The organism is Pandoraea pnomenusa (genome assembly GCF_040391475.1).
Lineage (GTDB): Bacteria > Pseudomonadota > Gammaproteobacteria > Burkholderiales > Burkholderiaceae > Pandoraea > Pandoraea pnomenusa_C.
The window spans coordinates 226,962-249,443 of sequence record NZ_JBEBXS010000004.1; the positions used below are offsets into that span (position 1 = coordinate 226,962).

At 63.3% G+C, this 22,482-nt stretch carries 24 protein-coding genes and 1 pseudogene; 8 read left to right on the plus strand and 17 right to left on the minus strand.

The annotated features are described in order from the left end of the window. Positions 1–238: 238 nt before the first annotated feature. A complete protein-coding gene (ybiB, locus tag ABWO90_RS06720) occupies positions 239–1,192 on the plus strand; it encodes a DNA-binding protein YbiB (RefSeq protein WP_353190420.1) in 954 nt (317 codons plus the stop codon). Positions 1,193–1,403: 211 nt separating this feature from the next. On the opposite strand, the gene ABWO90_RS06725 is transcribed toward ybiB, so the two are convergent. Beyond that, a complete protein-coding gene (locus ABWO90_RS06725; RefSeq protein WP_353190421.1) occupies positions 1,404–1,787 on the minus strand; it encodes a nuclear transport factor 2 family protein in 384 nt (127 codons plus the stop codon). Positions 1,788–2,008: 221 nt separating this feature from the next. On the opposite strand from ABWO90_RS06725, the gene rpoH reads away from it, so the two are divergent. The 5 genes from rpoH to cydX all read left to right on the plus strand — a co-directional run bounded on the left by rpoH (position 2,009) and on the right by cydX (position 6,635). After that, positions 2,009–2,947: an RNA polymerase sigma factor RpoH gene (gene rpoH / locus ABWO90_RS06730; RefSeq protein ID WP_353190422.1), complete on the plus strand. Its 939-nt coding sequence runs from the start codon at positions 2,009–2,011 to the stop codon at positions 2,945–2,947. A gap of 492 nt (positions 2,948–3,439) precedes the next feature. Continuing rightward, positions 3,440–3,760, plus strand: coding sequence for a cytochrome oxidase putative small subunit CydP (gene cydP / locus ABWO90_RS06735; protein ID WP_353190423.1), 321 nt, complete (start codon positions 3,440–3,442; stop codon positions 3,758–3,760). Then, positions 3,750–5,339: a cytochrome ubiquinol oxidase subunit I gene (locus ABWO90_RS06740; protein WP_353190424.1), complete on the plus strand. Its 1,590-nt coding sequence runs from the start codon at positions 3,750–3,752 to the stop codon at positions 5,337–5,339. The genes cydP and ABWO90_RS06740 overlap by 11 nt, the downstream gene beginning before the upstream one ends. Before the next feature lie 27 nt (positions 5,340–5,366). After that, entirely contained in the window at positions 5,367–6,503 is a 1,137-nt protein-coding gene (cydB, locus tag ABWO90_RS06745) for a cytochrome d ubiquinol oxidase subunit II (protein ID WP_353190507.1), read from the plus strand. Positions 6,504–6,518: 15 nt separating this feature from the next. Then, a complete protein-coding gene (gene cydX / locus ABWO90_RS06750; protein ID WP_150682974.1) occupies positions 6,519–6,635 on the plus strand; it encodes a cytochrome bd-I oxidase subunit CydX in 117 nt (38 codons plus the stop codon). A gap of 156 nt (positions 6,636–6,791) precedes the next feature. On the opposite strand, the gene ABWO90_RS06755 is transcribed toward cydX, so the two are convergent. From ABWO90_RS06755 to ABWO90_RS06775, 5 genes are all read right to left on the minus strand, one after another. After that, on the minus strand, positions 6,792–7,397 hold the full coding sequence (locus ABWO90_RS06755) for an SCO family protein (protein WP_353190425.1): 606 nt from the start codon (positions 7,395–7,397) through the stop codon (positions 6,792–6,794). Between the two features lie 135 nt (positions 7,398–7,532). Further along, positions 7,533–8,438, minus strand: a complete 906-nt coding sequence (gene cyoE, locus ABWO90_RS06760; RefSeq protein WP_353190426.1) for a heme o synthase — start codon at positions 8,436–8,438, stop codon at positions 7,533–7,535. Positions 8,439–8,456: 18 nt separating this feature from the next. Continuing rightward, positions 8,457–9,647: a COX15/CtaA family protein gene (locus tag ABWO90_RS06765; protein ID WP_353190427.1), complete on the minus strand. Its 1,191-nt coding sequence runs from the start codon at positions 9,645–9,647 to the stop codon at positions 8,457–8,459. A gap of 88 nt (positions 9,648–9,735) precedes the next feature. After that, positions 9,736–10,386 carry an SCO family protein gene (locus ABWO90_RS06770; RefSeq protein ID WP_502922555.1) on the minus strand — a complete coding sequence of 217 codons (651 nt, stop codon included), beginning with the start codon at positions 10,384–10,386 and terminating at the stop codon, positions 9,736–9,738. A gap of 21 nt (positions 10,387–10,407) precedes the next feature. Then, complete coding sequence (locus ABWO90_RS06775) at positions 10,408–11,133, minus strand: SURF1 family protein (protein ID WP_502922560.1); 726 nt, start codon at positions 11,131–11,133, stop codon at positions 10,408–10,410. Positions 11,134–11,304: 171 nt separating this feature from the next. On the opposite strand from ABWO90_RS06775, the gene ABWO90_RS06780 reads away from it, so the two are divergent. Beyond that, complete coding sequence (locus ABWO90_RS06780; protein ID WP_023597799.1) at positions 11,305–11,508, plus strand: twin transmembrane helix small protein; 204 nt, start codon at positions 11,305–11,307, stop codon at positions 11,506–11,508. Positions 11,509–11,831: 323 nt separating this feature from the next. Here ABWO90_RS06780 and ABWO90_RS06785 read toward each other — a convergent pair whose 3' ends face one another. The 7 genes and pseudogenes from ABWO90_RS06785 to ABWO90_RS06815 all read right to left on the minus strand — a co-directional run bounded on the left by ABWO90_RS06785 (position 11,832) and on the right by ABWO90_RS06815 (position 17,166). Next, entirely contained in the window at positions 11,832–12,692 is an 861-nt protein-coding gene (locus tag ABWO90_RS06785) for a cytochrome c oxidase subunit 3 (protein ID WP_353190429.1), read from the minus strand. Positions 12,693–12,731: 39 nt separating this feature from the next. Continuing rightward, positions 12,732–12,956 (minus strand): DUF2970 domain-containing protein, encoded by a 225-nt coding sequence (locus tag ABWO90_RS06790; protein WP_353190430.1) that lies wholly within the window; start codon positions 12,954–12,956, stop codon positions 12,732–12,734. Next, on the minus strand, positions 12,949–13,569 hold the full coding sequence (locus ABWO90_RS06795; protein WP_353190431.1) for a cytochrome c oxidase assembly protein: 621 nt from the start codon (positions 13,567–13,569) through the stop codon (positions 12,949–12,951). Before ABWO90_RS06795 ends, ABWO90_RS06790 begins: the two co-directional genes overlap by 8 nt. 96 nt (positions 13,570–13,665) lie before the next feature. Continuing rightward, positions 13,666–13,785 carry a cytochrome oxidase small assembly protein gene (locus ABWO90_RS06800; RefSeq protein ID WP_353190432.1) on the minus strand — a complete coding sequence of 40 codons (120 nt, stop codon included), beginning with the start codon at positions 13,783–13,785 and terminating at the stop codon, positions 13,666–13,668. 1 nt (position 13,786) lies between these two features. Continuing rightward, a complete protein-coding gene (ctaD, locus tag ABWO90_RS06805) occupies positions 13,787–15,379 on the minus strand; it encodes a cytochrome c oxidase subunit I (RefSeq protein ID WP_353190433.1) in 1,593 nt (530 codons plus the stop codon). Positions 15,380–15,416: 37 nt separating this feature from the next. Continuing rightward, positions 15,417–16,649: pseudogene (gene coxB / locus ABWO90_RS06810) on the minus strand (cytochrome c oxidase subunit II); the annotation flags it as partial. A gap of 43 nt (positions 16,650–16,692) precedes the next feature. Next, positions 16,693–17,166, minus strand: a complete 474-nt coding sequence (locus ABWO90_RS06815) for a DUF2244 domain-containing protein (RefSeq protein ID WP_353190509.1) — start codon at positions 17,164–17,166, stop codon at positions 16,693–16,695. A gap of 590 nt (positions 17,167–17,756) precedes the next feature. On the opposite strand from ABWO90_RS06815, the gene ABWO90_RS06820 reads away from it, so the two are divergent. After that, positions 17,757–18,602, plus strand: coding sequence for a helix-turn-helix transcriptional regulator (locus tag ABWO90_RS06820; RefSeq protein ID WP_353190434.1), 846 nt, complete (start codon positions 17,757–17,759; stop codon positions 18,600–18,602). Here the strand turns inward: ABWO90_RS06820 and ABWO90_RS06825 are convergent. From ABWO90_RS06825 to ABWO90_RS06840, 4 genes are all read right to left on the minus strand, one after another. Next, positions 18,553–19,197, minus strand: a complete 645-nt coding sequence (locus ABWO90_RS06825; protein WP_353190435.1) for a flavin reductase family protein — start codon at positions 19,195–19,197, stop codon at positions 18,553–18,555. The genes ABWO90_RS06820 and ABWO90_RS06825 overlap by 50 nt on opposite strands. Before the next feature lie 30 nt (positions 19,198–19,227). Further along, positions 19,228–20,199: an FAD-dependent oxidoreductase gene (locus tag ABWO90_RS06830; RefSeq protein ID WP_353190436.1), complete on the minus strand. Its 972-nt coding sequence runs from the start codon at positions 20,197–20,199 to the stop codon at positions 19,228–19,230. Next, positions 20,196–21,305, minus strand: a complete 1,110-nt coding sequence (locus ABWO90_RS06835; protein ID WP_353190437.1) for a threonine synthase — start codon at positions 21,303–21,305, stop codon at positions 20,196–20,198. Before ABWO90_RS06835 ends, ABWO90_RS06830 begins: the two co-directional genes overlap by 4 nt. A 146-nt stretch (positions 21,306–21,451) precedes the next feature. Beyond that, positions 21,452–22,465 (minus strand): ornithine carbamoyltransferase, encoded by a 1,014-nt coding sequence (locus tag ABWO90_RS06840; RefSeq protein ID WP_353190438.1) that lies wholly within the window; start codon positions 22,463–22,465, stop codon positions 21,452–21,454. Between the last annotated feature and the right edge of the window lie 17 nt (positions 22,466–22,482).

Below are 22,482 nucleotides of genomic sequence, written 5' to 3' on the forward strand. Positions count from 1 at the left end.
GTAATCGGAAAGCGTTTAACGTTGGGCAATCGACGGGAGGACGCGGCAGGCACCGGAGTCCGGGAACCCCGGCAACATTGGCGACGATGGCGCGCATCGGGCGTCGCGTCCGAACACGAGATGGTACTGCAAGCGCTGGGCGCAGGGACACTCAAGTGCGTATCATGAGCGGATCGATTCGTGCCGGAACGTCGACCTGTGTCGCGCCGGCGCTTCACCCATCCGGACTCCACGTGTCATGACCTCTGCCGAGCCGTTCGCCTGCGCGCCGCTTCTGAAAATCATCGCCCGCGGGGCCAAGGGGGCGCGCGCGCTCAGCGCGGAGGAAACGCGTACGCTTTTCGATGCCATCCTCGCCGACCGCGTGACGCCGGCGGCGTTGGGCGGCGTGCTGATCGCCTACCGGATCAAGGGCGAGACACCCGTCGAGTTGCGCGCGATGCTCGATGCGGCGCATGCGACCTTCACGCCGCTCGCCGCCCCTGCCGACGCCCCGCCGCCCGTGCTGCTGCCCAGCTACAACGGCGCGCGCAAGCAACCGAACCTGACGCCTCTGCTCGCGCTGCTGCTCGCCCGCGAGGGCATTCCCGTGCTCGTGCACGGCCAGCATCACAGCGGTGCCAATCGCGTCGGCACGCAGGCCATCTTCGCCGAATTGGGCCACGCCGCCTGCCAGTCGGCCGACGAGGCCGAAGCGGCGCTGCGCTCGCGCCGGGTAGCCTACCTGCCGATCGCGGCGCTGTCGCCCGCGCTGGAACGCCTGCTGGAAATGCGCGCCACGCTGGGGGTGCGCAACTCCGGGCATACGGTCGTGAAATTGCTGCAACCGTTCGCCGGACCGGCCCTGCGGCTGGTGAACTACACACACCCGGAGTATCACGACACGCTCGGCGAGCTGTTTGCCGTGCCCGTCAACAGCCCGGCGCCGGGCGTCCTGCTCTCGCGCGGCACGGAAGGTGAACCCGTCGCGGATGCCCGCCGCCAGGCAGCCATCGATGGCTTCTCCGACGGCACGCATCGGCTGTGGCAAGCGGCAGAAGAAGGCGCTACGGGCGCGCCACCGACGCTGCCCTCAGCCGACGCCCCGACCACCGCCCGGTGGATCGAGGCCGTCCTGGCCGGTGACGTCGCCGTCCCGGCCCCGATCGCACGGCAGGTCGAAGTGATCCGTCAGGCATTGGGGCTTGCCTGAACCCACCGGCTGGCGTCGAAATGTCCTGCAGTCGACATTCGGACATTCATCGGACGCACCGGACCATCGTTCGCCCGATATTCGAACACGTCGTTTAACTTCACAGAAGCTAACGCACTTTCCGGAACATTTTATTCCGAAACACGTCAAACATCCTGTTTGAAAGGGAAATCCGGCGATTGCCGGATGTCGTGTGAAGTGGGTATGCCGTTCAGTCGGCCGACGCCATGCGCGTCGCCTGCCACGAGATGAGGTGCCAGACATCGGCCTCGAGCACGTGAACCGCCGTATAGGTCATTTGCGATTCGAGCGAGCCGGTCGCCGTTTCCAGCTCGACACGCAGCTTGCCGGTGACCACCACGGTATCGCCGAACTGGCGCAGTTCCTGCGCCTTGACGTCGATGTCGATGTAGCGTCGGCGGCCCGAGCTGAGCGCGTCGAGAAATTCGCGTTTGGTCTCGCGTTTGCCGTTCGAATGCACGTAGTGAAGACCGTCTGCCAGCAGCGCGTCCAGTTGTTCGACGTCGCACTCGATCATCGCGTCAAAGCGCGCCGATTCGAGCTCACGTACCGCGTCAATATGCGTCCCAGCCATGCTGACCTCCCGTCTTCGCCACCCGAAACGCGCGCGGCTTGGGTTGCAATTTACACCATCCACGTGACGTTTGCGCCAGTGCTTTCTACCGTTTGACGGAGGGTGCTGGAAAACCCCGAGATGCCGGAAACTTCCCGTCCGGTAAGGGTTCTAACGTCTTTAGCACTCATCGAAAGAGAGTGCTAAAATGTTTTCCCAGAGGCTAACCAGGAGTCCACCACTTGAGTACTGCCGCCACTTTGCATCCGACGACGCCGGCCACCGGCACGGCGCCGACTTCGCGTGCCCTAGCTCTTGCCCCGTCGGCTTTGATGCTGCCGGGCAGTCTGGGCAATATCGACAGCTATATTCAGGCTGTCCACCGCATTCCGCTGCTGAGCGCCGAGGAAGAGCAGTCGCTCGCCAAGCGCCTGCGTGAGAGCGACGATCTCGAAGCTGCTCGTCAGCTGGTGCTCTCGCACCTGCGTCTGGTGGTATCGATCGCGCGTAACTACCTCGGGTACGGTCTGCCGCATGCCGACCTGATCCAGGAAGGCAATATCGGCCTGATGAAGGCCGTCAAGCGCTTCGACCCGACGCAGGGTGTCCGACTCGTGTCGTACGCCATGCACTGGATCAAGGCCGAGATTCACGAGTACGTGCTGCGCAACTGGCGCACGGTCAAGGTCGCCACGACCAAGGCCCAGCGCAAGTTGTTCTTCAACCTGCGCAGCCAGAAGCAAGGCCTGCAGGCCTTCACGCCGGAAGAAATCGATCAGGTCGCACGCGACCTGAACGTCAAGCGTGAAGACGTCATCGAGATGGAAACGCGCATGTCGGGTGGCGATATCGCCCTCGAAGGTCACAGTGACGACGGCGAAAGCGCGACCTTCGCGCCGATCGCCTATCTGGCCGACTCGCATCAGGAGCCGACCGCCGTGATCGCCGCACGCGAGCGCGACCATCTGCAAAGCGACGGCCTGCAGACCGCGCTGGGCCGTCTCGACCCGCGCAGCCGCCGCATCATCGAAGCGCGCTGGCTGTCGGTCGCCGACGACGGTAGCGGCGGCGCCACGCTGCACGAGCTGGCGGAAGAGTTCGGCGTGTCCGCCGAGCGCATTCGCCAGATCGAAGTTGCCGCGATGAAGAAGATGAAAGGCGCGTTGCAGGCCTACGCATAATCGCGTGGTCCCGACACGTCGGGATCGTGTGGCAATTGCAACATCCGCAACGCGAACCACGCGACAAATTGCCACATAAGTCACATCACGCACGCAACGCACACCCTTCATGCCGGAGCCACATCGCCGGCCATCAAGCCCCGTGAGACCCACGGGGCTTTTTTATTGGACATCGAAAGTTCTTCGTCCATTCGCCGAAGACTTGATGCATCGCAAGGTCGCAGGAATGACCGGTCGATAGAATCGGCTCGTACGTGGCCATGCTACGTGCGAAGGACGGTCCGGGGGCCGTTCGCCGCGCCGGACCTTGTCTCGAATCCGCTTCTCATCTGTCGCCCGTCGTGGCGGCAGATCCGCATCGAACCAGCGTCATCTGCGTGTCATCCGCCCCCGAGCCCCGCGGTTTGACATTTTCAAGCGATAAGGCAAAATGCGCCGAAAGTCGACATTGTTTTCCGACATCACGACTTTCGACGCCAGGAGCCGTCACGGATGGACACCCACTCTCCTAGCAGTCTGAAGCCTCCCGCCACGGCCGCGCCCGCTGACGCGTCGCGCCCCGTCGCCTCCGGCATCCTCGCCTGGATCGTCAGGCGCTGGCGTACCCGCCCTTCCCGTTTCATGGTCGAAATCCTGGTCGTGCTCGCGATCAAGGTAGTACTCCTGTTTATTCTGAAACATGCGTTCTTCGACGCACCGATGGCCAAGCACATGCAGTTGCCGCCGGACGTCGTGGCCCGCGCCCTGATCGGGCCGCAGGCAGTGCAAACGCAGTCCCCCACCCCAAGTCAAGGTGTCCGCCATGATCAGTAGCGAAGTCGTTGACCTCTCGCGCTTGCAGTTCGCCGCTACGGCGCTGTATCACTTCCTGTTCGTCCCGCTCACACTCGGCCTGTCATGGCTGCTCGTCATCATGGAGTCGGTGTATGTAATGACGGGCAAGCAGATCTACAAGGACATGACCCAGTTCTGGGGCAAGCTCTTCCTGATCAACTTCGCGATGGGCGTGACCACCGGTCTCACGCTGGAATTCCAGTTCGGCACCAACTGGGCGTACTACTCGCACTACGTTGGCGACATCTTCGGTGTGCCACTCGCCATTGAAGGCCTGATGGCGTTCTTCCTCGAAGCCACGTTCGTGGGCCTGTTCTTCTTCGGATGGGACAAGCTCTCGCGCATCGGCCACCTGGCGACCACGTTCGCGGTGGCGCTCGGCTCGAACCTCTCGGCGCTGTGGATTCTCGTGGCGAACGGTTGGATGAACAATCCGATCGGCGCGCACTTCAACTACGAAACCATGCGCATGGAGCTGAACAGCATCTGGGAAGTGATCTTCAACCCGGTCGCGCAGGTGAAGTTCGTGCACACGCTTTCGGCCGGCTATGTCACCGCCGCCATGTTCGTGCTCGGGGTCTCCGCGTGGTATCTGCTCAAGCGCCGCGACGTACCGTTCGCGCTGCGCTCGTTCGCCGTGGCTGCGGGCTTCGGTCTGGCATCGACACTCTCGGTGATCGTGCTGGGCGACGAATCGGGCTACACCACGGGTGAAGTGCAGAAGGTCAAGCTCGCCGCGATCGAAGCGGAGTGGGAAACGTCTCCGCCGCCCGCATCGTTCACGCTGTTCGGCTTCCCGAACCAGAAGGAAGAGCGCACCGACTTCGCGGTCAAGATTCCCTGGGCGATGGGCCTGATCGCCACGCGCTCGATCGACACGCCGGTCATCGGCCTGTCGCAACTGCGCGACGAGCACAAGGACAACATCAAGCGCGGCATGCTGGCCTTCGCGGCCCTCGAGAAGCTGCGCGGCGGCGACAAGTCGCCGGAAGTGAAGGCCGAGTTCGAGAAGTACAAGGACGACCTGGGTTACGGCCTGCTGCTCAAGAAGTACACGCCGAACGTGGTCGATGCCACGCCGGAACAGATCCACATGGCCGCCAACGACACCATCCCGCCGGTCGCGCCCGTGTTCTGGTCGTTCCGCATCATGGTCGGCCTGGGCTTCCTGTTCCTGTTCACGTTCCTGTGGGCCTTCTGGCTGTGCGCACGCCGCCGCCTGCTCAAGCCGAGCTCGGCCTGGTTCCTGCGCTGGACCGTGTGGGCGATTCCGCTGCCGTGGCTCGCTGCCGAATTCGGCTGGATCGTTGCCGAAGTGGGACGTCAGCCGTGGACCATCGCCGGCATTCTGCCGACGCATCTCTCGACGTCGTCGCTCTCGGCCGGTGACCTGTATCTGAGCCTCGCGGGCTTCGTGCTCTTCTACACCGCACTGCTCGTTATCGAAATGTTCCTGATGCTGAAGTACATCAAGCTCGGCCCGTCGTCGCTGCATACCGGCCGCTATCACTTCGAGACCGAAGGCGCGAACGGCACCGACCGTCCGGCATCGGCCTGATCGTCAGGGAGACACAACATCATGATGATCGATTACACCGTACTCAAGCTGATCTGGTGGGTGCTCATCGGCGTGCTGCTGATCGGCTTCGCCTTCTTCGACGGCTTCGACATGGGCACCGGCACGCTGTTGCCGTTCCTCGGCAAGACCGACGCGGAACGCCGCGTCATCATCAACACCGTGGCCCCGACGTGGGAAGGCAACCAGGTCTGGTTCGTGACGGCGGGCGGCGCCATGTTCGCCGCATGGCCGCTCGTGTATGCGGCCGCATTCTCGGGCCTCTACTGGGCGCTGCTGCTCGTGCTCTTCGCCCTGTTCCTGCGACCGGTCGGCTTCGACTATCGCAACAAGTTGCCGAGCGCACGCTGGCGCAATTCGTGGGACTGGGCGCTGTTCGTGGGTAGCACGGTGCCGTCGCTGGTGTTCGGCGTGGCCTTCGGCAACCTGCTGCTCGGCCTGCCGTTCTCGTTCGACAACACGCTGCGCTCCACCTACACCGGCTCGTTCTGGGCACTGTTGAACCCGTTCGCGCTGCTGTGCGGCCTGGTCAGCCTGCTCATGCTGCTCACGCACGGCGCGGCTCACCTGCGTATGAAGGCCGATCCGATCGTGGCACAACGCGCGGGCCGCATCATGCGCTTCACCGCGCTGGGCACGCTGGTGCTGTTCCTCCTGGCCGGGGTGCTCGTCGCCACGCATGTCGACGGCTTCGTCATCACGCAGATGGGTGCGACCGACGCGCCGGCCAACCCGCTGTTCAAGCAGGTCGCGACCGGCCCGGGCCTGTGGCTCGCGAACTACCACACGTATCCGTGGATGATCGCGGCGCCTGTGGTGGCATGCGTTTGCGCCCTTCTCGCCGCGCTACTCGCCACGAGCCGTGCCTATGCGTGGACGTTCGTTGTGACCGGGCTGATGATGGCCGGCATCATTCTCACTGCCGGCTTCTCGATGTTCCCGTTCGTGATGCCCTCGTCGACCGCTCCGGGCAGCAGCCTCACCGTCTGGGACGCCACCTCAAGCCAGCTCACGCTGCAGATCATGCTGATCGCCGTAGTCGTCTTCCTGCCGATCATCCTGCTTTACACCGGCTGGGTGTATCGCGTGATTCGCGGCCGCGTGACGATCGAGGCCGTCAACGACAACCCGCACACGATGTACTGATCAAGGAGTCGCGACATGTGGTATTTCTCTTGGGTTCTCGGCCTCGGTCTCGCACTGGCCTTCGGCATCATCAACGTGATGTGGTTCGAAGCGCATGACGACCTCGAGCGTCGCAGTCAGGAAGGCAACTGAGCCTGATGACACCGGTGCCGCGTCAGTGGCGCCGGTACGCTCAGGGCCCTTAGGGCTCTGACGCTGACGGCAATAAAAAAACGCGCCCCTCGGGCGCGTTTTTCGTTTGCGGGACCGTGGCGACGTGGCATGCCCCACGACGCCCCGCGAATCGACTTAACTCAACAACGTCTTCAGGTCCTTCGCCATCGCATCGACCGGCTCGTCCGGGCGCATGAACAGGCGCAACTGACCGTTCGGATCGAAGACATAGATCCCGGCCGTGTGATCGATCGTGTAGTTCGTCGGCGTGGAGCCTTCGACCTTGTTGACCACGACGCGGAACGACTTGGTGACTTCCTTGAGCGCCGCATCGTCCGCCGGGCGCAGCCCCACGAATGCCGGGTTGAACGCCGGCACGTACTGGCCCATCAGTTCGGGGGTATCGCGTTGCGGATCGACCGTCACGAAAATCACCTGCACGCGCTTGGCGTCATCCGGGCCGAGTTTCTGCATCACCTGATTGAGCTCGGCCATCGTGGTCGGACACACGTCCGGACAATGCGTATAGCCGAAGAACATCACGACAGCGCGGCCCTTGTAGTCGGCGAGCGTGCGCGTCTGGCCCTGTGGATCCTGCAGCGAGAAGTTCTGCGCAAACTCCTTATTGCCGGTGATATCGAGGCTTTGGAACGTCGGCCCCTCTTTGCCGCATGCGGCGAGCAGCACGGACACCCCCAACAGCAACATCGCGCGACGCAACCAGGTGACAGCAAGATTCATGAACGCATGACCCCAAAACGTATGGAAAAAACGCCTTCCGAAAAGACAACAGGCGCGACGGTCAAGAATACCGTAACGCGCCTGTCTTCGTGACTCAGCCCTCGGCGAAGCCCATGCCTCGCAGTGGCCCCGGCTTCAGCCCAGCAGGAACATCTGCACGTAGTGATCGATCAGCAGCGCCGCAAACAGCAGCGACAGGTAGACGATCGAGTACCGGAACATCGAACGCGAGAGCGCGTCGGAATAATTGCGCCACAGCTTGACGGCATACCCGAGGAAGATGCCCGAGAGCACGACAGCCGACACGAGGTACAAATAACCGCTCATGCGATGCGCGAACGGCAGCAGCGACACCGCAAAGAGCACCACGCTGTAGAGCAGGATCTGCAGACGCGTGTACTTCTCGCCGTGCGTGATCGGCAACATCGGCAGGCCCGAGTTCACGTAGTCCTGACGGCGGTAGAGCGCGAGCGCCCAGAAGTGCGGCGGCGTCCAGACGAAGATGATGAGCACCAGAATCCACGCATCGGCCGGCACGGCGCCAGTCGCTGCGGCCCAGCCGAGTGCCGGGGGCATCGCGCCCGACGCGCCGCCGATCACGATGTTCTGCGGCGTGGAGGGCTTGAGGATGATGGTGTAGATGAGCGCATAGCCGACGAACGTGGCCAGTGTGAGCCACATCGTGAGCGCGTTCGTGAACGTATAGAGCACGACCATGCCGGCCGCGCCAAGGATCGTCGAGAAGACGATGATCTGCCACGGTGCGATCTCGCCACGCGCGGACGGACGCCACGCCGTGCGGCGCATGAGCGCGTCGACGCGTTGCTCGATCAGGCAGTTCACCGCGAAGGCAGACCCGGCGAGCAGCCAGATGCCGATGGTGCCGCCAATCAGCACCTGCCACGGCACCATGCCGCGCGTGGACAGGAACATGCCGATCACGGCACAGAAGACGGCCAGTTGCGTCACACGGGGCTTGGTCAGCGCCCAGTATTGTGCGATACGGCTAGCCGGCGGATGGGGAAGGGTCGTACTTTTCATACACTCAGAGGCAATGCGCTACGCCGGGCCAGTCGGGGCGCCGGCGATCGATGCGGCGGCCGGCTCCGCTGACGGGAGGGGCTTCTGGCGGGCCAAAAGGTCTGCCTGATTCAGGCTGGCCGCAACAGGCGCCGCTGCGACATTGCGGGCGGCGCGAATGCGGTAGTTTAACATGACAAGCAAAAGCAACAGGACGGCCGCCCCGCCGTTGTGGGCGATGGCGTTGAGCAGCGGCCATTGGAAAACGATGTTCGACAACCCGGTTGCGAACTGCACGAACACCAGCACCAGCACCAGCGTCGACGGCGTCTTGAGCATCGCATGGCGCCGCAACCGGGTCGCGAGCCACGCCAGATACCCGACCACCACGACGGCAAACGTCCGGTGCACCCAATGGATGGCCACCAGCGCTTCCATCGGAATCACGTCACCGCCCGCCGTCTTGCCCAGTTCGCGCCACAACCTGAAACCGTTGTGGAAGTCCATCGGCGGCACCCACTGGCCCTGACACGTCGGGAAATCCGTACACGCCAATACAGCGTAGTTGGTACTCACCCATCCGCCAAGGGCAATCTGGAAAACGAGCAACGCCAGTCCGATGAGCGCCGCCCAGCGCCAGCGCAGCGCGCCCGGATCGGCGCTTACGCGATCACGAGGCATCTGACGCGATGCGAGCCATCCCAGCGAGCCCAACAGAGTGAGCGCCAACATCAAATGCGTGGTGACGATGATCGGCTGCAGCTTCATCGTGACCGTCCAGGCGCCGAATGCGCCCTGCACGCACACGAGCACGAACAGCCACGTCGCGAGCCACGGCGATTGCTTCAGTTCACGGCGCTTGACCCAGGCCATCACCATCAACACGATGATGAGTACGCCCACCGACATGGCGAAATAGCGGTGGATCATCTCGATCCACGCCTTCACGAACGTCACCGGCCCGCTCGGCAGCATGACCTGCGCGGCGTGAATGTCGGCATGCGCGGCGAACGGCGACGACGTGCCATAGCACCCCGGCCAATCGGGACAGCCGAGTCCCGAGTCCGTCAGACGCGTAAAGCCGCCGAACATGATCAGGTCGAGCGTGAGAAAGGTCGTCACCCAGGCCAGCTTGCGGTACTTGTTCGGGTCTCGGCGCAGCAGCACCCAACCCAACGGCAGTACGGCAATGCACAGGCCGATGAAGCCCAGTTCCAGAAGGTAAAGCATCGGTTTTACGTCAGTTCTTCGTCAATTCCGGCGCGCCTCGGGGGCGACCGGTCGGTTTCATCATGCGGGGCCGTGGCCCCTCAGCGCCTCAACCCGTCCCCGACCACTTGAGCAGTCGAGACAGATCACGCTTGATCTTGCTCGGATCGGCGTCCTTCGGAAACGCCATCATCAGGTTGCCCAACGGGTCGACCAGATAGATGTGGTCACGCAGCCCGGTGCCCTCCTGCGTGGGCAGCCACGACGCCAGCGCCACCGGATCGGCACGCAGTCGCCGCGTGTCCGGATATGCGGTGTCGATCGTCTGCGGCACGGCAGCGGCGTCCGTCACCAGCCAGAGCGTTTCCACGCGCGTACGCTCATTGCCCTGCAACACGCGGATCTGCCGCATGTAGAAGAGCTTGCTCACACACTTCTCGTCGCACGCGGCCGTGTCGGCGCTGATCATCAGCCACTTGCCTTTGAGCGACGACAGCGGGAAAGCCTCACCCGTCTCGTCGTCATGCACCACCAGCGCGGGGAGCGGGCGTTGCGGCTCGATCAGCTGGCCGTAGGCGGACGTACCGCCCTGCGGCTTGAAGACGTAGTACATCAGGTACGCCGCGATCGCCGGTGCGGCGCACACGACGAACAGCAGTACCAGCATGCGCCGCGCGCGGCGCCGCTGCACGGGATCGGAAGGATCGACCCGGCGATTTGCGGGGCCATTCGTGCGCCCGGAACCGACATCTGCACTCATGCGTGTCTCACTCATGCTCAACTATGCCCGCTTGAAATCGTTGCCCGTCGTGGCCAGCCGACGTCCGCGACGGTAAGCCAACCGCAGCCCCAGCAGCGCGAGGACCAGCGACATGCCGAACCACTGCGCCATATAACCATAGTTGCGATCTGCCCCGCTCGCCGGCGCCGGCCAGTCGCGCAGCAGGTGATCGCCCGTGTCGTTGGTCTGCATGACGACAAACGGTTGCAGCGGCAGCGCGGTCTCGCGCGCATAGTCCGCCACGTCCAGATTCTGGCGAATGCTCATTCCGGCCGCCGAGCCGCCATGCCCAAGCTCGAACGCGCGCGACGGGTCGGCCTGCGCGATTCCCTCGATCGTGACCTCGCCCTCGGGCGTCGGGTACGGCATGATCGCCGTGCGATCGCGCAGGTCTCGCGGCATCCAGCCACGATTGACGAGCACCACGTGATCCGGCGCCGTCTGCAACGCCATCACCACGTAAAAGCCCGGCAGTTCGTTGCGCGGACGATTGTCGAGGTACACCACGCGGTTCGGCAGAAACCGGCCCGTCACGCGAACACGTCGGTTCGCCACGTCGTCCAGGCCGTAGGTCTGCGTGCCGAGTGCGATCACGGGAGCCTGCTCGGCATGCTCGATCTGCGCCTGACGCGCCAGACGCATCTGCGCACGCTGGTACTGCCACACACCGAGCGCCGCCGTGAGCAGCACGCCCAGCACGATCAGCAGCGTCGGTACCGGACGCATGCCGCGCAAAAGGGTTTTCAACACGTACGTTCCTTGTCTGACTGACGGTCGACACGCATGACGCTCGCCGCGACTCCCGATACACGCGGCGCATACGGCGCACACTGCATTGCAGCGTGCCAGCGGGGGAGCGTTGCCCGATAATGACGCATTCCCGTCATCGGACACATCATGCGCATCATCGTTGCCATCGCCTTCGTCCTGATTCTTGGCAGTCTGGCGTCCGCATTGTTCTTCATGATGCGGGACAAGGGCCGATCCAATCGCACCGTGCATTCGCTCATGGTGCGCGTCGGCCTGTCGGTGACGCTGTTCCTGCTCATCCTGTTCGCCAACTGGATGGGCTGGATTCACAGCACGGGCATACGATACTGAGTCCCGCGCCACCCACCTGCGGCAAATCGCCGCACCCCATCCGTCCTGCCCCTGCACCACCGCACCCGCGCGCCATCCATGCGGGTGGCCCTTGCGTGATGCCGCGTCTTTCGCGTCAATGGGAGGCAATCCCTCGGTTACCCGAACAGCCCGGCCGCCATGCGACATAAGGCCGCATCGCCCGCCTCACCCGGCCGATTCGGACCGAATACCCCTACTGACCTATCGTGTCTGGCGTGTCTGGCGTGTCTCGCGCGTCCGGCGCAAATGCAAACGCCGCCGGAATCCGGCGGCGTCCCGACTGCCTGATGCCTGTGCGAGCGTCAGAGCCAGTAGACGACGACGTACAGCCCGAGCCACACGACGTCGACAAAGTGCCAGTACCAGGCCGCGCCTTCGAACCCGAAGTGATGCTCCGGCGTGAAGTGCCCCTTGATCAGGCGAACCAGCATGACGGACAGCATGATCGCGCCGAGCATCACGTGGAAGCCGTGGAAACCGGTGAGCAGGAAGAACGTCGAGCCGTACACGCCCGAGGTCAGCTTCAGGTTCAGTTCCGTGTAGGCGTGGTGATATTCGAACGCCTGGAAGCCCAGGAACACGACACCCAGCACCACCGTGGCGAACAGCCAGAAGATCGCGCTGCCGCGATGGTTCGCGCGCAGGGCGTGGTGCGAGATCGTGAGCGTGACACCCGAGGTCAGCAGCAGTGCCGTGTTGAGCGTCGGGATCGGCCACGGGCCCATCGTCTCGAAGGCATCCACCACGCCGGCCGGGCCGGTGTTCGGCCAGACAGCCGTGAAGTCGGGCCACAGCAGCTTGTTATCGAGATCGCCGAGCCAGGGCATGGCCAGCGTGCGTGCGTAGAACAGCGCGCCGAAGAATGCCGCGAAGAACATCACCTCGGAGAAGATGAACCAGCTCATGCCCCAGCGGTAGGACACGTCGATGCGCTTGCCGTACAGGCCGCCCTCCGACTCGGCGATCGAATCGCCGAACCAGCTGCGCAGCACCCACAGCACCCACAGCAGGCCGGCGAGTGCCGTCCACGGTGCCCACGATTGTCCGTTGACCCACGCCGCCGCCGACGCCAGCACCACCAGCAGGCCGACGCTGCAGCTCACCGGATGGCGCGAGGGTGCCGGCACGAAGTAGTAAGGCGCCGTTTGGTGTTGACCACTCATTCTTATCTCTCCAGGCTTGGTTCTCTTTGTCTATGCCGATTACGACGTCGCGAGGCGGATGGCGAGCTTCGCCAGCAACACCAGCGCCACAACGAAAAGGATGCCCCCGAGCAGTCCCGCCACGATCAGGTGCACAGGGTTGAGCTGCGCCATGTCACGGTCGTGATCACGCCCTTTGCGCACGCCGAAAAACGACCAGAACACCGCTTTGATGGTCTGGACGAATGACAGCTTGCGCCGGGTCGCCTCCTTCAGGTCATCCATTGCTGCCCTTGCCTCCTCCTGTCGCACCTGCCGTGGCTGCGGGTCCGGTGTTCGCGCCCGTCGAAGCGTCTGCGCGCTGGCCGGTCTCGCTCTTGCCGAGATCGAAAAAAGTATAGGACAGCGTGATCGTATTCACATCCTTGGGCAGCTTCGTGTCGACCACGAACACCACCGGAAACTCCTTGGCCTCTCCGGCCCCGAGTGTCTGCTGCGTGAAGCAGAAACACTCGATCTTCTTGAAGTAGCTGGCGGCCTGCGAGGGGGCATAGCTCGGGATCGCCTGGGCACGCACCGCATGCGGCTGCTGGTTCGCCACTTCGTACTCGATGGTCGCGATCTCGCCCGGATGCACCGTCAGGCTGCTCTTCGCCGGCTTGAAGCGCAGGGGGCCCTGCGCGTTGGCGTCGAACTCCACGGTGATCGTGCGACTCGTGTCGACCTGCGAATTACGGGCGACGATCTCCGTCGTGCGATCGCCCAGCTGGTTGATGCCGACGAGATCGCAGAACGCTCGGTAGAACGGCACCATTGCATAGCCGAAACCGAACATCGCCACGACCAGCAGCAGCAACTTGCTGAAGGTACGCACATTGATTCGTCGCAAACCGCCCATATCCGCCTGACTCGCCTGATTTGCCGTGAAAACTGCGTCGTCACTGCCACCAGACGGGGCGACCTGAACGTCCCGCGCGAAGGCGGGACGCGCGGGTCACATCCCGCCCATCAACTTGGTCTTGATCATCACACCGAAGAAGAACATCAGCACGACCGAGGCGAGAATCAGCCCCGTGCGCAGGTTCTTCGTTCGTTGCTCGCGACTCGCTGCCATCTCAATGCACCTTCGGCGGCGTCTCGAACGTATGGAACGGCGCCGGGCTCGGCACGGTCCACTCCAGGCCTTCGGCACCGTCCCACGGCTTGGCTTCGGCGGCCGGGCCACCGCGCCATGCAGGCAGTGCAACGAAGAACAGGAAGTACACCTGCATCAGACCGAAACCGAACGCGCCGATCGTGGCGATCTGGTTGAAGTCCGTGAACTGCGACGGGTAGTCGGCGTAACGACGCGGCATGCCGGCGAGTCCCAGGAAGTGCATCGGGAAGAACGTCACGTTGAACGTGATGAGCGAACCCCAGAAGTGGAACTTGCCGCGCCACTCGCTGTACATGTGGCCCGTCCACTTCGGCACCCAGTAGTAGAACCCTGAGAAGAGCGCGAAGAGTGAACCGGCCACCAGCACGTAGTGGAAGTGCGCCACCACGTAATAAGTGCCGTGCATCTGAATGTCGAGCGGGGCCATCGAGAGCATCAGGCCCGTGAAGCCGCCCATCGTGAACACGAACAGGAAGCCGATGGCGAACAGCATCGGAGTCTCGAACGTGAGCGAGCCCTTCCACATCGTCGCAACCCAGTTGAACACCTTCACGCCTGTGGGCACCGAGATCAGCATGGTGGCGTACATGAAGAAGAGCTGGCCCGTGACCGGCATGCCCGTCGCGAACATGTGGTGCGCCCACACCATGAACGACAGGATCGCGATCGACGCCGTGGCGTACACCATCGAGCTGTAGCCGAACAGCGGCTTGCGCGAGAACGCCGGAATCACCTGCGACACGATCCCGAACGCCGGCAGGATCATGATGTACACCTCCGGGTGTCCGAAGAACCAGAAGATGTGCTGATACATGACCGGGTCGCCGCCGCCCGCCGCGTTGAAGAACGACGTGCCGAAGTGACGGTCCGTGAGCAGCATCGTGATCGCGCCGGCGAGCACCGGCATCACGGCGATGAGCAGGTAGGCGGTGATCAGCCACGTCCACACGAACATCGGCATCTTCATGAGCGTCATGCCCGGTGCGCGCATGTTCAGGATGGTCACGATGATGTTGATCGCGCCCATGATCGACGACGCACCCAGAATGTGCGCACCGAAGATCGCCAGATCCTGGCCGGGGCCCATCTGCACCGAGAGCGGCGCGTACATCGTCCAGCCGGCTGCCGTGGCGCCGCCCGGCACGAGGAACGACGAGATCAGCAGCAGACCGCCCACCGGCAGCAGCCAGAAGCTGAAGTTGTTCATGCGTGCGAACGCCATGTCCGACGCACCGATCTGCAGCGGGATCATCCAGTTCGCGAAGCCCACGAACGCCGGCATGATCGCGCCGAAAATCATCACCAGCCCGTGCATGGTGGTGAGCTGGTTGAAGAACTCCGGACGAATGAACTGCAGGCCCGGTTCGAACAACTCCATACGGATCATCAACGCCATCACGCCGCCCGAGAGCAACATGACGAACGAGAAGATCATGTACATCGTGCCGATGTCCTTGTGATTCGTCGCGAACAGCCAGCGACGCCATCCGTGCGGATGGTCGTGCGCGTGATCGTCGTGACCCGCCACGTGATCGTGAGCGATGGAACTCATACCCAATCTCCTTCCTTCGAACTGGTCGAACGACTTAACTGTTCTTCGCTGCGTCTGCGCCGGCGGCCCCTGCGGCATTCGCCGACTTGTTGCCGCGTGCGTCGCGCACCTGTGCCGGCTGAATCACGTCACCGGTCTTGTTGCTCCACGAGTTGCGCTCGAACGTGATGACGGCCGCAAGCTCCACATCGTTCAGATGCGACCAGTTGGGCATCGCATTCTTGCCATGCAGCACGATGCTGATGTGGTCGGCCACCGGGCCCGTCACGATCTTGCCGCCATCGAGTGCCGGGAACGCACCACCGCCCTTGCCGTTCGGCTGGTGACACACGGCGCAATTCGAGGCGTAGACCTTCTGACCGCGCTCCATCAGTTCCTGCACGGTGTAAGTCTTGTTGGGATCGTCGGCGGCAGCGGCCAGCAGCTTCTTCTGCGCGTCGACCCACTTGGTGTAGTCCTCGTCCGAGACGACCTTCACCACCACGGGCATGAACGCGTGTTCCTTGCCGCACAGTTCGGTACAGAAGCCGCGGTACTCACCCACCTTCTCGGCCTTGAACCACGTATCGCGCACGAAGCCCGGGATCGCGTCCTGCTTGATACCGAAGGCGGGCACGTAGAACGAGTGGATGACGTCGTTGGCCGTGGTGATCAGGCGCACCTTCTTGTTGACCGGCACCACAAGCGGGTTGTCCACTTCCTGCAGATACGTGTTGCTCTTCGGCTCGAGGCCGTCGATCTGGGCGCGCGGCGTGGTGAGCGTGGACAGGAACTTGATGCCCTCGCCTTCGCCCTTGAGGTAGTCGTAGCCCCACTTCCACTGATAGCCGGTGACCTTGACCGTCAGGTCGGCGTTGGAGGTGTCTTTCATCGCCACGACGGTCTTGGTCGCGGGCAGCGCCATCAGAATCACGATGATGAACGGCACGACCGTCCAGATCACCTCGACCGTGGTGCTTTCATGGAAATTCGCGGGTTGATGGCCCTTGGATTTGCGGTGCTTGAAGATCGAATAGAACATCACGCCGAACACGCCGATGAAGATCACCAGGCAGATGATCAGCATCATGGTGTGCAGGCTGTGAAGCTCTTCCGCAACGCGTGTGGCTGGCGGCTGGAAATTGAGCTCGTTGACGGCAGGCCCCCCCGGCATGTCCGTAATCGCCGCCAGCGCCTGTGCCGGTGCGCCGACCAGCAGTGAGGCGCCCGCAAGGAAAGCCGCCAAGGCGTGTTTCGTTTTTTTCATAGCTTCCTTACCCAAAATTACCATCCAAATCCTCCCTGGTGGTCGCCCGAGATCGTCTCCATCTCTCTCAGGCCTGTTGGGCAAGACAACGGCGCAGCTCGCGCGCAAACGTTTCGCGGCGATGCGGCGCAAGGTAGGCACCGACGGTGACCGAGCGACTGCCCGAGCGCAATACGATGCGCGTGCGCGGCGGTGTCTCGACGTCGATGCGTACCCAGCGGGGATTGAACTCGTACTGCGTCAACCTCTGTGCTGAACGTTGCTCGACCACAAGGCTCATGGGCGACAACCGAATGACCTCGTAATCTGTGGCATGCCGGGCATGAATGACGAACGCAACGCCCACCACGAGCAAGTCCAGGCCTGTGAACGGCAAGACCAACCACCCACCGCGCCACGCCGCAATCAAGGCAACACCCAGCGACACGGCGGCCAACGACAGGTAGAACAGGACAAACTGGCGCGGCGATATCGCGCAGTTGCGCTTATGCGTCCATTCCTTAGTCACCGATCCGGTGTCTGAAGAGGAAGCTGCGAGCATCGCCGTCACCCGTGGGGCATTTTGGGTCTTTCATGTCCGACGGCCGGGAACCAGTTGCGTCCGGGCCGCGACAAACTGCCGCATTATAGAACGCGCCTTCTCGAAGCGACAACATTGATACCGAGTATTTGACGCGCTATAGCATTCTCCTGAACTCATTGATACAAAAGGAGAATCCGGTAATTCCCCTATCTGAAAAACGTCGCATCGCAACGACTACGGGATACTCCCTATGCGCGTTTCGATTGACACGTTGCAACACGACACGACTCGTTGCGGTGTCCTGATTACCTTTCGAACCAAGCGTTCGACGCGCCATCATCCCCGTACCGTCAGACGCTGCCGCCTCGCTTCGCGCAGACATCGCGCATCGCTCCGGCTCCGTTGCGATGCGGGATTCGTCCGATATCCTTGAACAGTAGACGCTGTGCCGAATTTCGCATGCGACGTTATGTCGCGCCCGCCGGCAGTGTGTCTTTGACGCCATACCGTGCCGGCGAAACCGTGCATCGACGATACCCGGCGCGCGCACTCGCAGGGCACATGCTACAAGCCGAACATGTTCCCTACATCGTCATGTGATGCGTGCCATGCGTTGCACCACTCCCCTTGTTTTTGCCGAGCAACTGAGCGCACTGCGCGCTGCAAGCGAATTCGACACGCTGCGCGACGCGTTGCCATCGCTCTGTCATTCGCTCGGGCATTGCCACTTCCGATATCGGGGACACTTCCCGTTACCCGGCGGCCGGGTTGCGACGCCGCAGTTCGGCAACTGGCCGCACGCCTGGGAGGCGCGTTACGAAGCGCGTCGCTACGCGAGCATCGACCCGGCGCTCTCGCATGCCAGTCGACAACTCACGCCGGTGGCGTGGACGCCGGCGCTGTACGTCTCGACCGACGCGCAGCAGTTGCTGCGTGAGCAGCGTGCGGCGGGCTTGCGTTGCGGCATCACTTATCCGGTGTTCACCCCGTCGGGGGCATCGGGGACATTGAGTCTGTCGTCATCACGAGAACCGGGCAGTCGTTTGCGTGTGGCCGGTGCGCATGCCTGGACGTCGCATGTCGGCGCGTTGCTGGCGATGCACGTGCACGAGGCCGTGTGGCGCATCGTGCAGCGCAGCGCGGCGCACGGCGGCGCACCGACGCTCACGCCACGCGAGCGCGAATGCCTGCAATGGGTGGCACGTGGCAAGACGTCGTGGGAAATCGGACGCATCCTCGCCTTGTCCGAGCACGGCGTCATCTTTCATCTTCGCAGCGTAATGCGAAAGCTCGACGTGTCCAGCCGTCACCGCGCGGCCCAACTCGCGAACGACTACGGTCTTCTCGACGACGGCGAGCCACCTATGTCGACACCCCTCACTTCCGCTACTTCCATTGCTTCCGCTACTTCCGTGCGGCGAGATCCGCGAGCGTCTTGTACCGCGTCAGGGTGAACGTATCGGACGCGGCGTTCACGAACGAACCACCGCCGAGTCGTCCTACAGGACGCAGCGCCTGTAAATCCACGTGGTGCGTGACGGGATCGATCAGGGCGTCGTCGACGTGCGCTGCCAGCACCGTCCCGATCACCACCCATCCGCCACCGGGCGACGAACTGATTTCGATGACGTCGCGCACATGGCATTCATACGCCACCGCAGCCTCCTTGACGCGGGGCGGACGCACGCGCGACGACGCCACTGGCGTCACGCCGGCAAGCTCGAATTCCGACTCGCCATGTGGCAAGGGTGCCGCCGACAGGTTCACGGCATCGATACACGACGCAGTCGCCATGTTCACGACGAACTCGGGCACCGCTTCGATGTTCCGCAGCGTGTCTTTCTTGCGCATCGGCGGTGGTGGCACGACCGGGCAGAACAATACGGTCATCGGCACGCAGCACACGCCCATGAAGTAAGCATAGGGCGCAAGATTCGGACGTCCCGATGCGTCGACCGTGCTCACCCACGCGATGGGACGCGGCAGGATCGTACTCATCATGAAGTTGTAGACACTCGCTTCGCCGAGCGTCGCCGGATCCAATTCCATATTGGCTCCCAAGGGAGTGAGTCACGTAGGTCACGCGACGGAAAATGCGTTGCACGCCGTGAGCCCGGCAAGCCGGACGACATCGTTCGCGCATCCCCACGACAACGTAAACCCGCCGCCGCCGTGACCGTAGTTGTGCAACAAGCGAGCGTGACGCTCATCGCGTCCCACGCGCGCCAGACGACGCGAGGGACGAAATCCCACCCGCGCCTCGATCACCTCCAACGCCGCAACGCCATCGCACAGTCGGGTGCACCGACGCACGATGTCTTCTACCTGACGCTCGCCAACGATCGTCGAAGTGAGATCGACGTCGGCGGTGCCGCCGAGCACGATATCGTCCGGACGTTCGACGACATACGTTGGGGAGGCCGGGTCGGAGTCGTCGATGAAGCAACCTTTGACGGCATCGCTGGGCGTCGCACGCAGGACGATCGCTCGAGACAGGCTGAGATCGGCATCCCCGAACCGGCGACTGCCATACCCGCAGCAATTCACCACGAAGTCGGCGTCGTCGAGCAATGCCCACGGGGCGCCGACTCGTGCCGATACGTAGCACCCGCCGAGATCGAGGAACGTCGTCATCAAATAACGCAGGTAGGTTTCCGCGTCGGCCACGGGGACATCCATCCGGTAAGCGCAGGCAAAACGCGACGGGACATCGGCTGGCGACACGCGCTTCACATGGCTGACGCACTCGGCCCACCATGGCGCTCCGGCGTCACGCGAAAAAAATTCGGTCAGGGAGCGCATGTGCACGCCGGACGACGGATCATCGGACATGCGCTGCATGGTCACGTACGTCTGGCGTGCCCGTTCGAGGTAAACGAGATCAGGTGCCTGATAGAACGGATGCCAGATCGCCGCGGCAAGCGCCGATGTCGTCTGAGAGGGCCCCTCCGCAGCATGAATGGTGACGTCGCACCCCGCGAGTGACAACGTCACGGCTGTCGTGAGACCGCTCACGCCGGCCCCGAGAACAATGACATGCGGTCGTGTCATGGGCGACCCGCCAGTTGTGAGGGCGTGCGTTCGTTGTGCGCAGGGTGTGGCATGGCAGCAGCATCGTTGACGAACGCCGGCAAGGCGTTATCGGAGCATTCGGCGGATTTGAGCCCGCTGCCGGTACCAAGCAATACGACGGTGGTACCGGCCGCTATCCGCCCCGTCGCGAGGCATTCACGCAACGCTGCGTACCCAGCCGCCGACGACGGCTCCATCCAGAGGCCGAAACGCTGCGCCATCGCCGCCGACGCGGCCATGATCTGTGCATCGCTGACCGTGCAGCAGGCGCCACCTGTGTTCCGTATCGCCTGCAGTGCGGCGAGGTGATCGCGCGGACGCCCGACAGACAGGCTGTCGGCCACGGTGTCGGGGACGACGACGGCAGGATCGTCAGGCAAATCCATGACGTCGGTGCAGGTGTACCAATCGCGAGAAATGCTGCTCGAACCGATGGCCTGCGCAGCGAGCAGACGTGGCACAGCCGATGTGATGCCGAGGGAGCAGAGATCGGAGAATCCCGCTGCAATCCCCGACAGAATATTCCCGTCACCGGTCGGTACGATGACCCAATCGGGCACGTTCCAGTCAAGCGCCTCGGCGATTTCGAACGCACACGTTTTCTTGCCCTCGCGGGTGAATGGATTGACGCCCGTGTTGCGGCAACAGACGCCAGCGTCTTCGGCCATGCGCTCGGCGACGGAGAAGGCGTCGTCGTAGGTGCCCTCGATCATGCAGAGATTCGCACCGTATGCGCGAATCTGCGCGAGCTTCGCGAGCGGAGTACGCGCGGGCACGACGACTGTCGCTGCCATCCCCTGCGACGCCGCAATGCAGGCCAGCGACGCACCGGCATTGCCCGTCGATGCCGTCACGACATGTGTACATCCCGCATGCCTGGCAGCCGCCACCACGACTTCGGTGGCACGATCCTTCAGCGATCCGCTCGGGTTACGCGCTTCGTCCTTGACGCACAGATACACCCCGCCGTCCTCACCGCAGTCGACCAATGGTGTCTGGCCAACCACCAGTCGGCTTCCCCAGCAGGCGTCCACCGGCAACAGCGTGCGATATCGCCAGATGCCTCGCCCGCGAAACGTGCGCACGATGTCCGTACCGCAGGGGGAATCCGCATCCCTCTTGCGTTCGACGCGCAGGTTCTGCCCGCACACCGGGCAACGATATCGAATCTCACCCCACGATTGTGGGGTCCCACATTTGACGCACGTGTAGCGGTAGGAGAAGGGCGACCTCATGCCAGGCTCCCCGGGTTCAGCAAGTGCGCCATCACGGCGTTCTGCGCGTGAAGCCGATTGGCGGCCTGCCGGAATACCCACGACGACGGTCCATCGATCACGTCGTCTGTCACCTCTTGCCCCCGATCGGCGGGCAGGCAGTGCAGATATCCCGAGCCGGGGGCCGCGTGTTGCATTACATCGGTGTCGACGCACCAGTCACGATGTTGCTCGAATGCCGACTGCATGGCCGACGCGTCGACAGGGTCGCCACGGCGCGTCGGCAGCGACGCCAGACTGCACCACGACTTTGCGTAGACAGCATGGGCATTCGAAACGCCGTCACGGAAATCGTGCGTGACGCGAATCCTCGCACCGGTCTGATCGGCGAAACGGGATGCAGCTTGCATCACGCTCGGATCGAGCGCGAACGGCGCCGGGTGCGCCAGCGTGACATCCATGCCAGCCTTCACCGCGGCGAGCAGCAGGCTCTGCGGTACGGCCACAGGCTTGTGCCAGCTTCCCGAATACGCCCAACTGATGCACAGACGCCGCCCGGCGAGTTCGCCCAGTTGCTCACGCAATGTCATGACATCGGCCAGTGCCTGGCATGGATGGAAGCGATCGCACTCCATGTTGATGACCGGTACCTGGCTCCATTCGGCAAACGCTTCGAGGTGACGATGCGCGGCGCCATACACCCAGCCCGCCGGTTCGCCGTACATGCGTATGGCGATCGCATCTCCATAGGAAGACAGCACCCGCGCCGTGTCCGAGATCCGCTCCGTGGCATAGGGAATCTCGGCCTCCGGCAGGGCAGGCGTGTAGATCCCATGCTTTGGGTCGAGCACAACGGCGTGCCCCCCCATCCGTGACAGGCCGGTCTGAAAGCTGCTTCGCGTACGCAGCGAGGCGTTGTAGAACAGGAAGTAGATCGTCCGGCCGCGCAGTACGTCTTCCGTATGCGCAGGGTATCGACGCTTGAAGGCGAGCGCGGCGTTGAGTAGCGCCCGGTAATCCGCCGAGCTCATGGTGAGATCCGGGGCAA

Excerpts from the sequence above, each read along its gene's own strand:
- ybiB (WP_353190420.1), top strand. The coding sequence starts at position 239 with ATGACCTCTGCCGAGCCGTTCGCCTGCGCGCCGCTTCTGAAAATCATC.
- ABWO90_RS06725 (WP_353190421.1), bottom strand. The coding sequence starts at position 1,787 with ATGGCTGGGACGCATATTGACGCGGTACGTGAGCTCGAATCGGCGCGC.
- cydP (WP_353190423.1), top strand. The coding sequence starts at position 3,440 with ATGGACACCCACTCTCCTAGCAGTCTGAAGCCTCCCGCCACGGCCGCG.
- ABWO90_RS06740 (WP_353190424.1), top strand. The coding sequence starts at position 3,750 with ATGATCAGTAGCGAAGTCGTTGACCTCTCGCGCTTGCAGTTCGCCGCT.
- cydX (WP_150682974.1), top strand. The coding sequence starts at position 6,519 with ATGTGGTATTTCTCTTGGGTTCTCGGCCTCGGTCTCGCACTGGCCTTC.
- ABWO90_RS06755 (WP_353190425.1), bottom strand. The coding sequence starts at position 7,397 with ATGAATCTTGCTGTCACCTGGTTGCGTCGCGCGATGTTGCTGTTGGGG.
- cyoE (WP_353190426.1), bottom strand. The coding sequence starts at position 8,438 with ATGAAAAGTACGACCCTTCCCCATCCGCCGGCTAGCCGTATCGCACAA.
- ABWO90_RS06765 (WP_353190427.1), bottom strand. The coding sequence starts at position 9,647 with ATGCTTTACCTTCTGGAACTGGGCTTCATCGGCCTGTGCATTGCCGTA.
- ABWO90_RS06770 (WP_502922555.1), bottom strand. The coding sequence starts at position 10,386 with ATGAGTGCAGATGTCGGTTCCGGGCGCACGAATGGCCCCGCAAATCGC.
- ABWO90_RS06775 (WP_502922560.1), bottom strand. The coding sequence starts at position 11,133 with ATGCGTCCGGTACCGACGCTGCTGATCGTGCTGGGCGTGCTGCTCACG.
- ABWO90_RS06780 (WP_023597799.1), top strand. The coding sequence starts at position 11,305 with ATGCGCATCATCGTTGCCATCGCCTTCGTCCTGATTCTTGGCAGTCTG.
- ABWO90_RS06785 (WP_353190429.1), bottom strand. The coding sequence starts at position 12,692 with ATGAGTGGTCAACACCAAACGGCGCCTTACTACTTCGTGCCGGCACCC.
- ABWO90_RS06790 (WP_353190430.1), bottom strand. The coding sequence starts at position 12,956 with ATGGATGACCTGAAGGAGGCGACCCGGCGCAAGCTGTCATTCGTCCAG.
- ABWO90_RS06795 (WP_353190431.1), bottom strand. The coding sequence starts at position 13,569 with ATGGGCGGTTTGCGACGAATCAATGTGCGTACCTTCAGCAAGTTGCTG.
- ABWO90_RS06800 (WP_353190432.1), bottom strand. The coding sequence starts at position 13,785 with ATGGCAGCGAGTCGCGAGCAACGAACGAAGAACCTGCGCACGGGGCTG.
- ctaD (WP_353190433.1), bottom strand. The coding sequence starts at position 15,379 with ATGAGTTCCATCGCTCACGATCACGTGGCGGGTCACGACGATCACGCG.
- ABWO90_RS06815 (WP_353190509.1), bottom strand. The coding sequence starts at position 17,166 with ATGCTCGCAGCTTCCTCTTCAGACACCGGATCGGTGACTAAGGAATGG.
- ABWO90_RS06820 (WP_353190434.1), top strand. The coding sequence starts at position 17,757 with ATGCGTTGCACCACTCCCCTTGTTTTTGCCGAGCAACTGAGCGCACTG.
- ABWO90_RS06825 (WP_353190435.1), bottom strand. The coding sequence starts at position 19,197 with ATGGAATTGGATCCGGCGACGCTCGGCGAAGCGAGTGTCTACAACTTC.
- ABWO90_RS06830 (WP_353190436.1), bottom strand. The coding sequence starts at position 20,199 with ATGACACGACCGCATGTCATTGTTCTCGGGGCCGGCGTGAGCGGTCTC.
- ABWO90_RS06840 (WP_353190438.1), bottom strand. The coding sequence starts at position 22,465 with ATGAGCTCGGCGGATTACCGGGCGCTACTCAACGCCGCGCTCGCCTTC.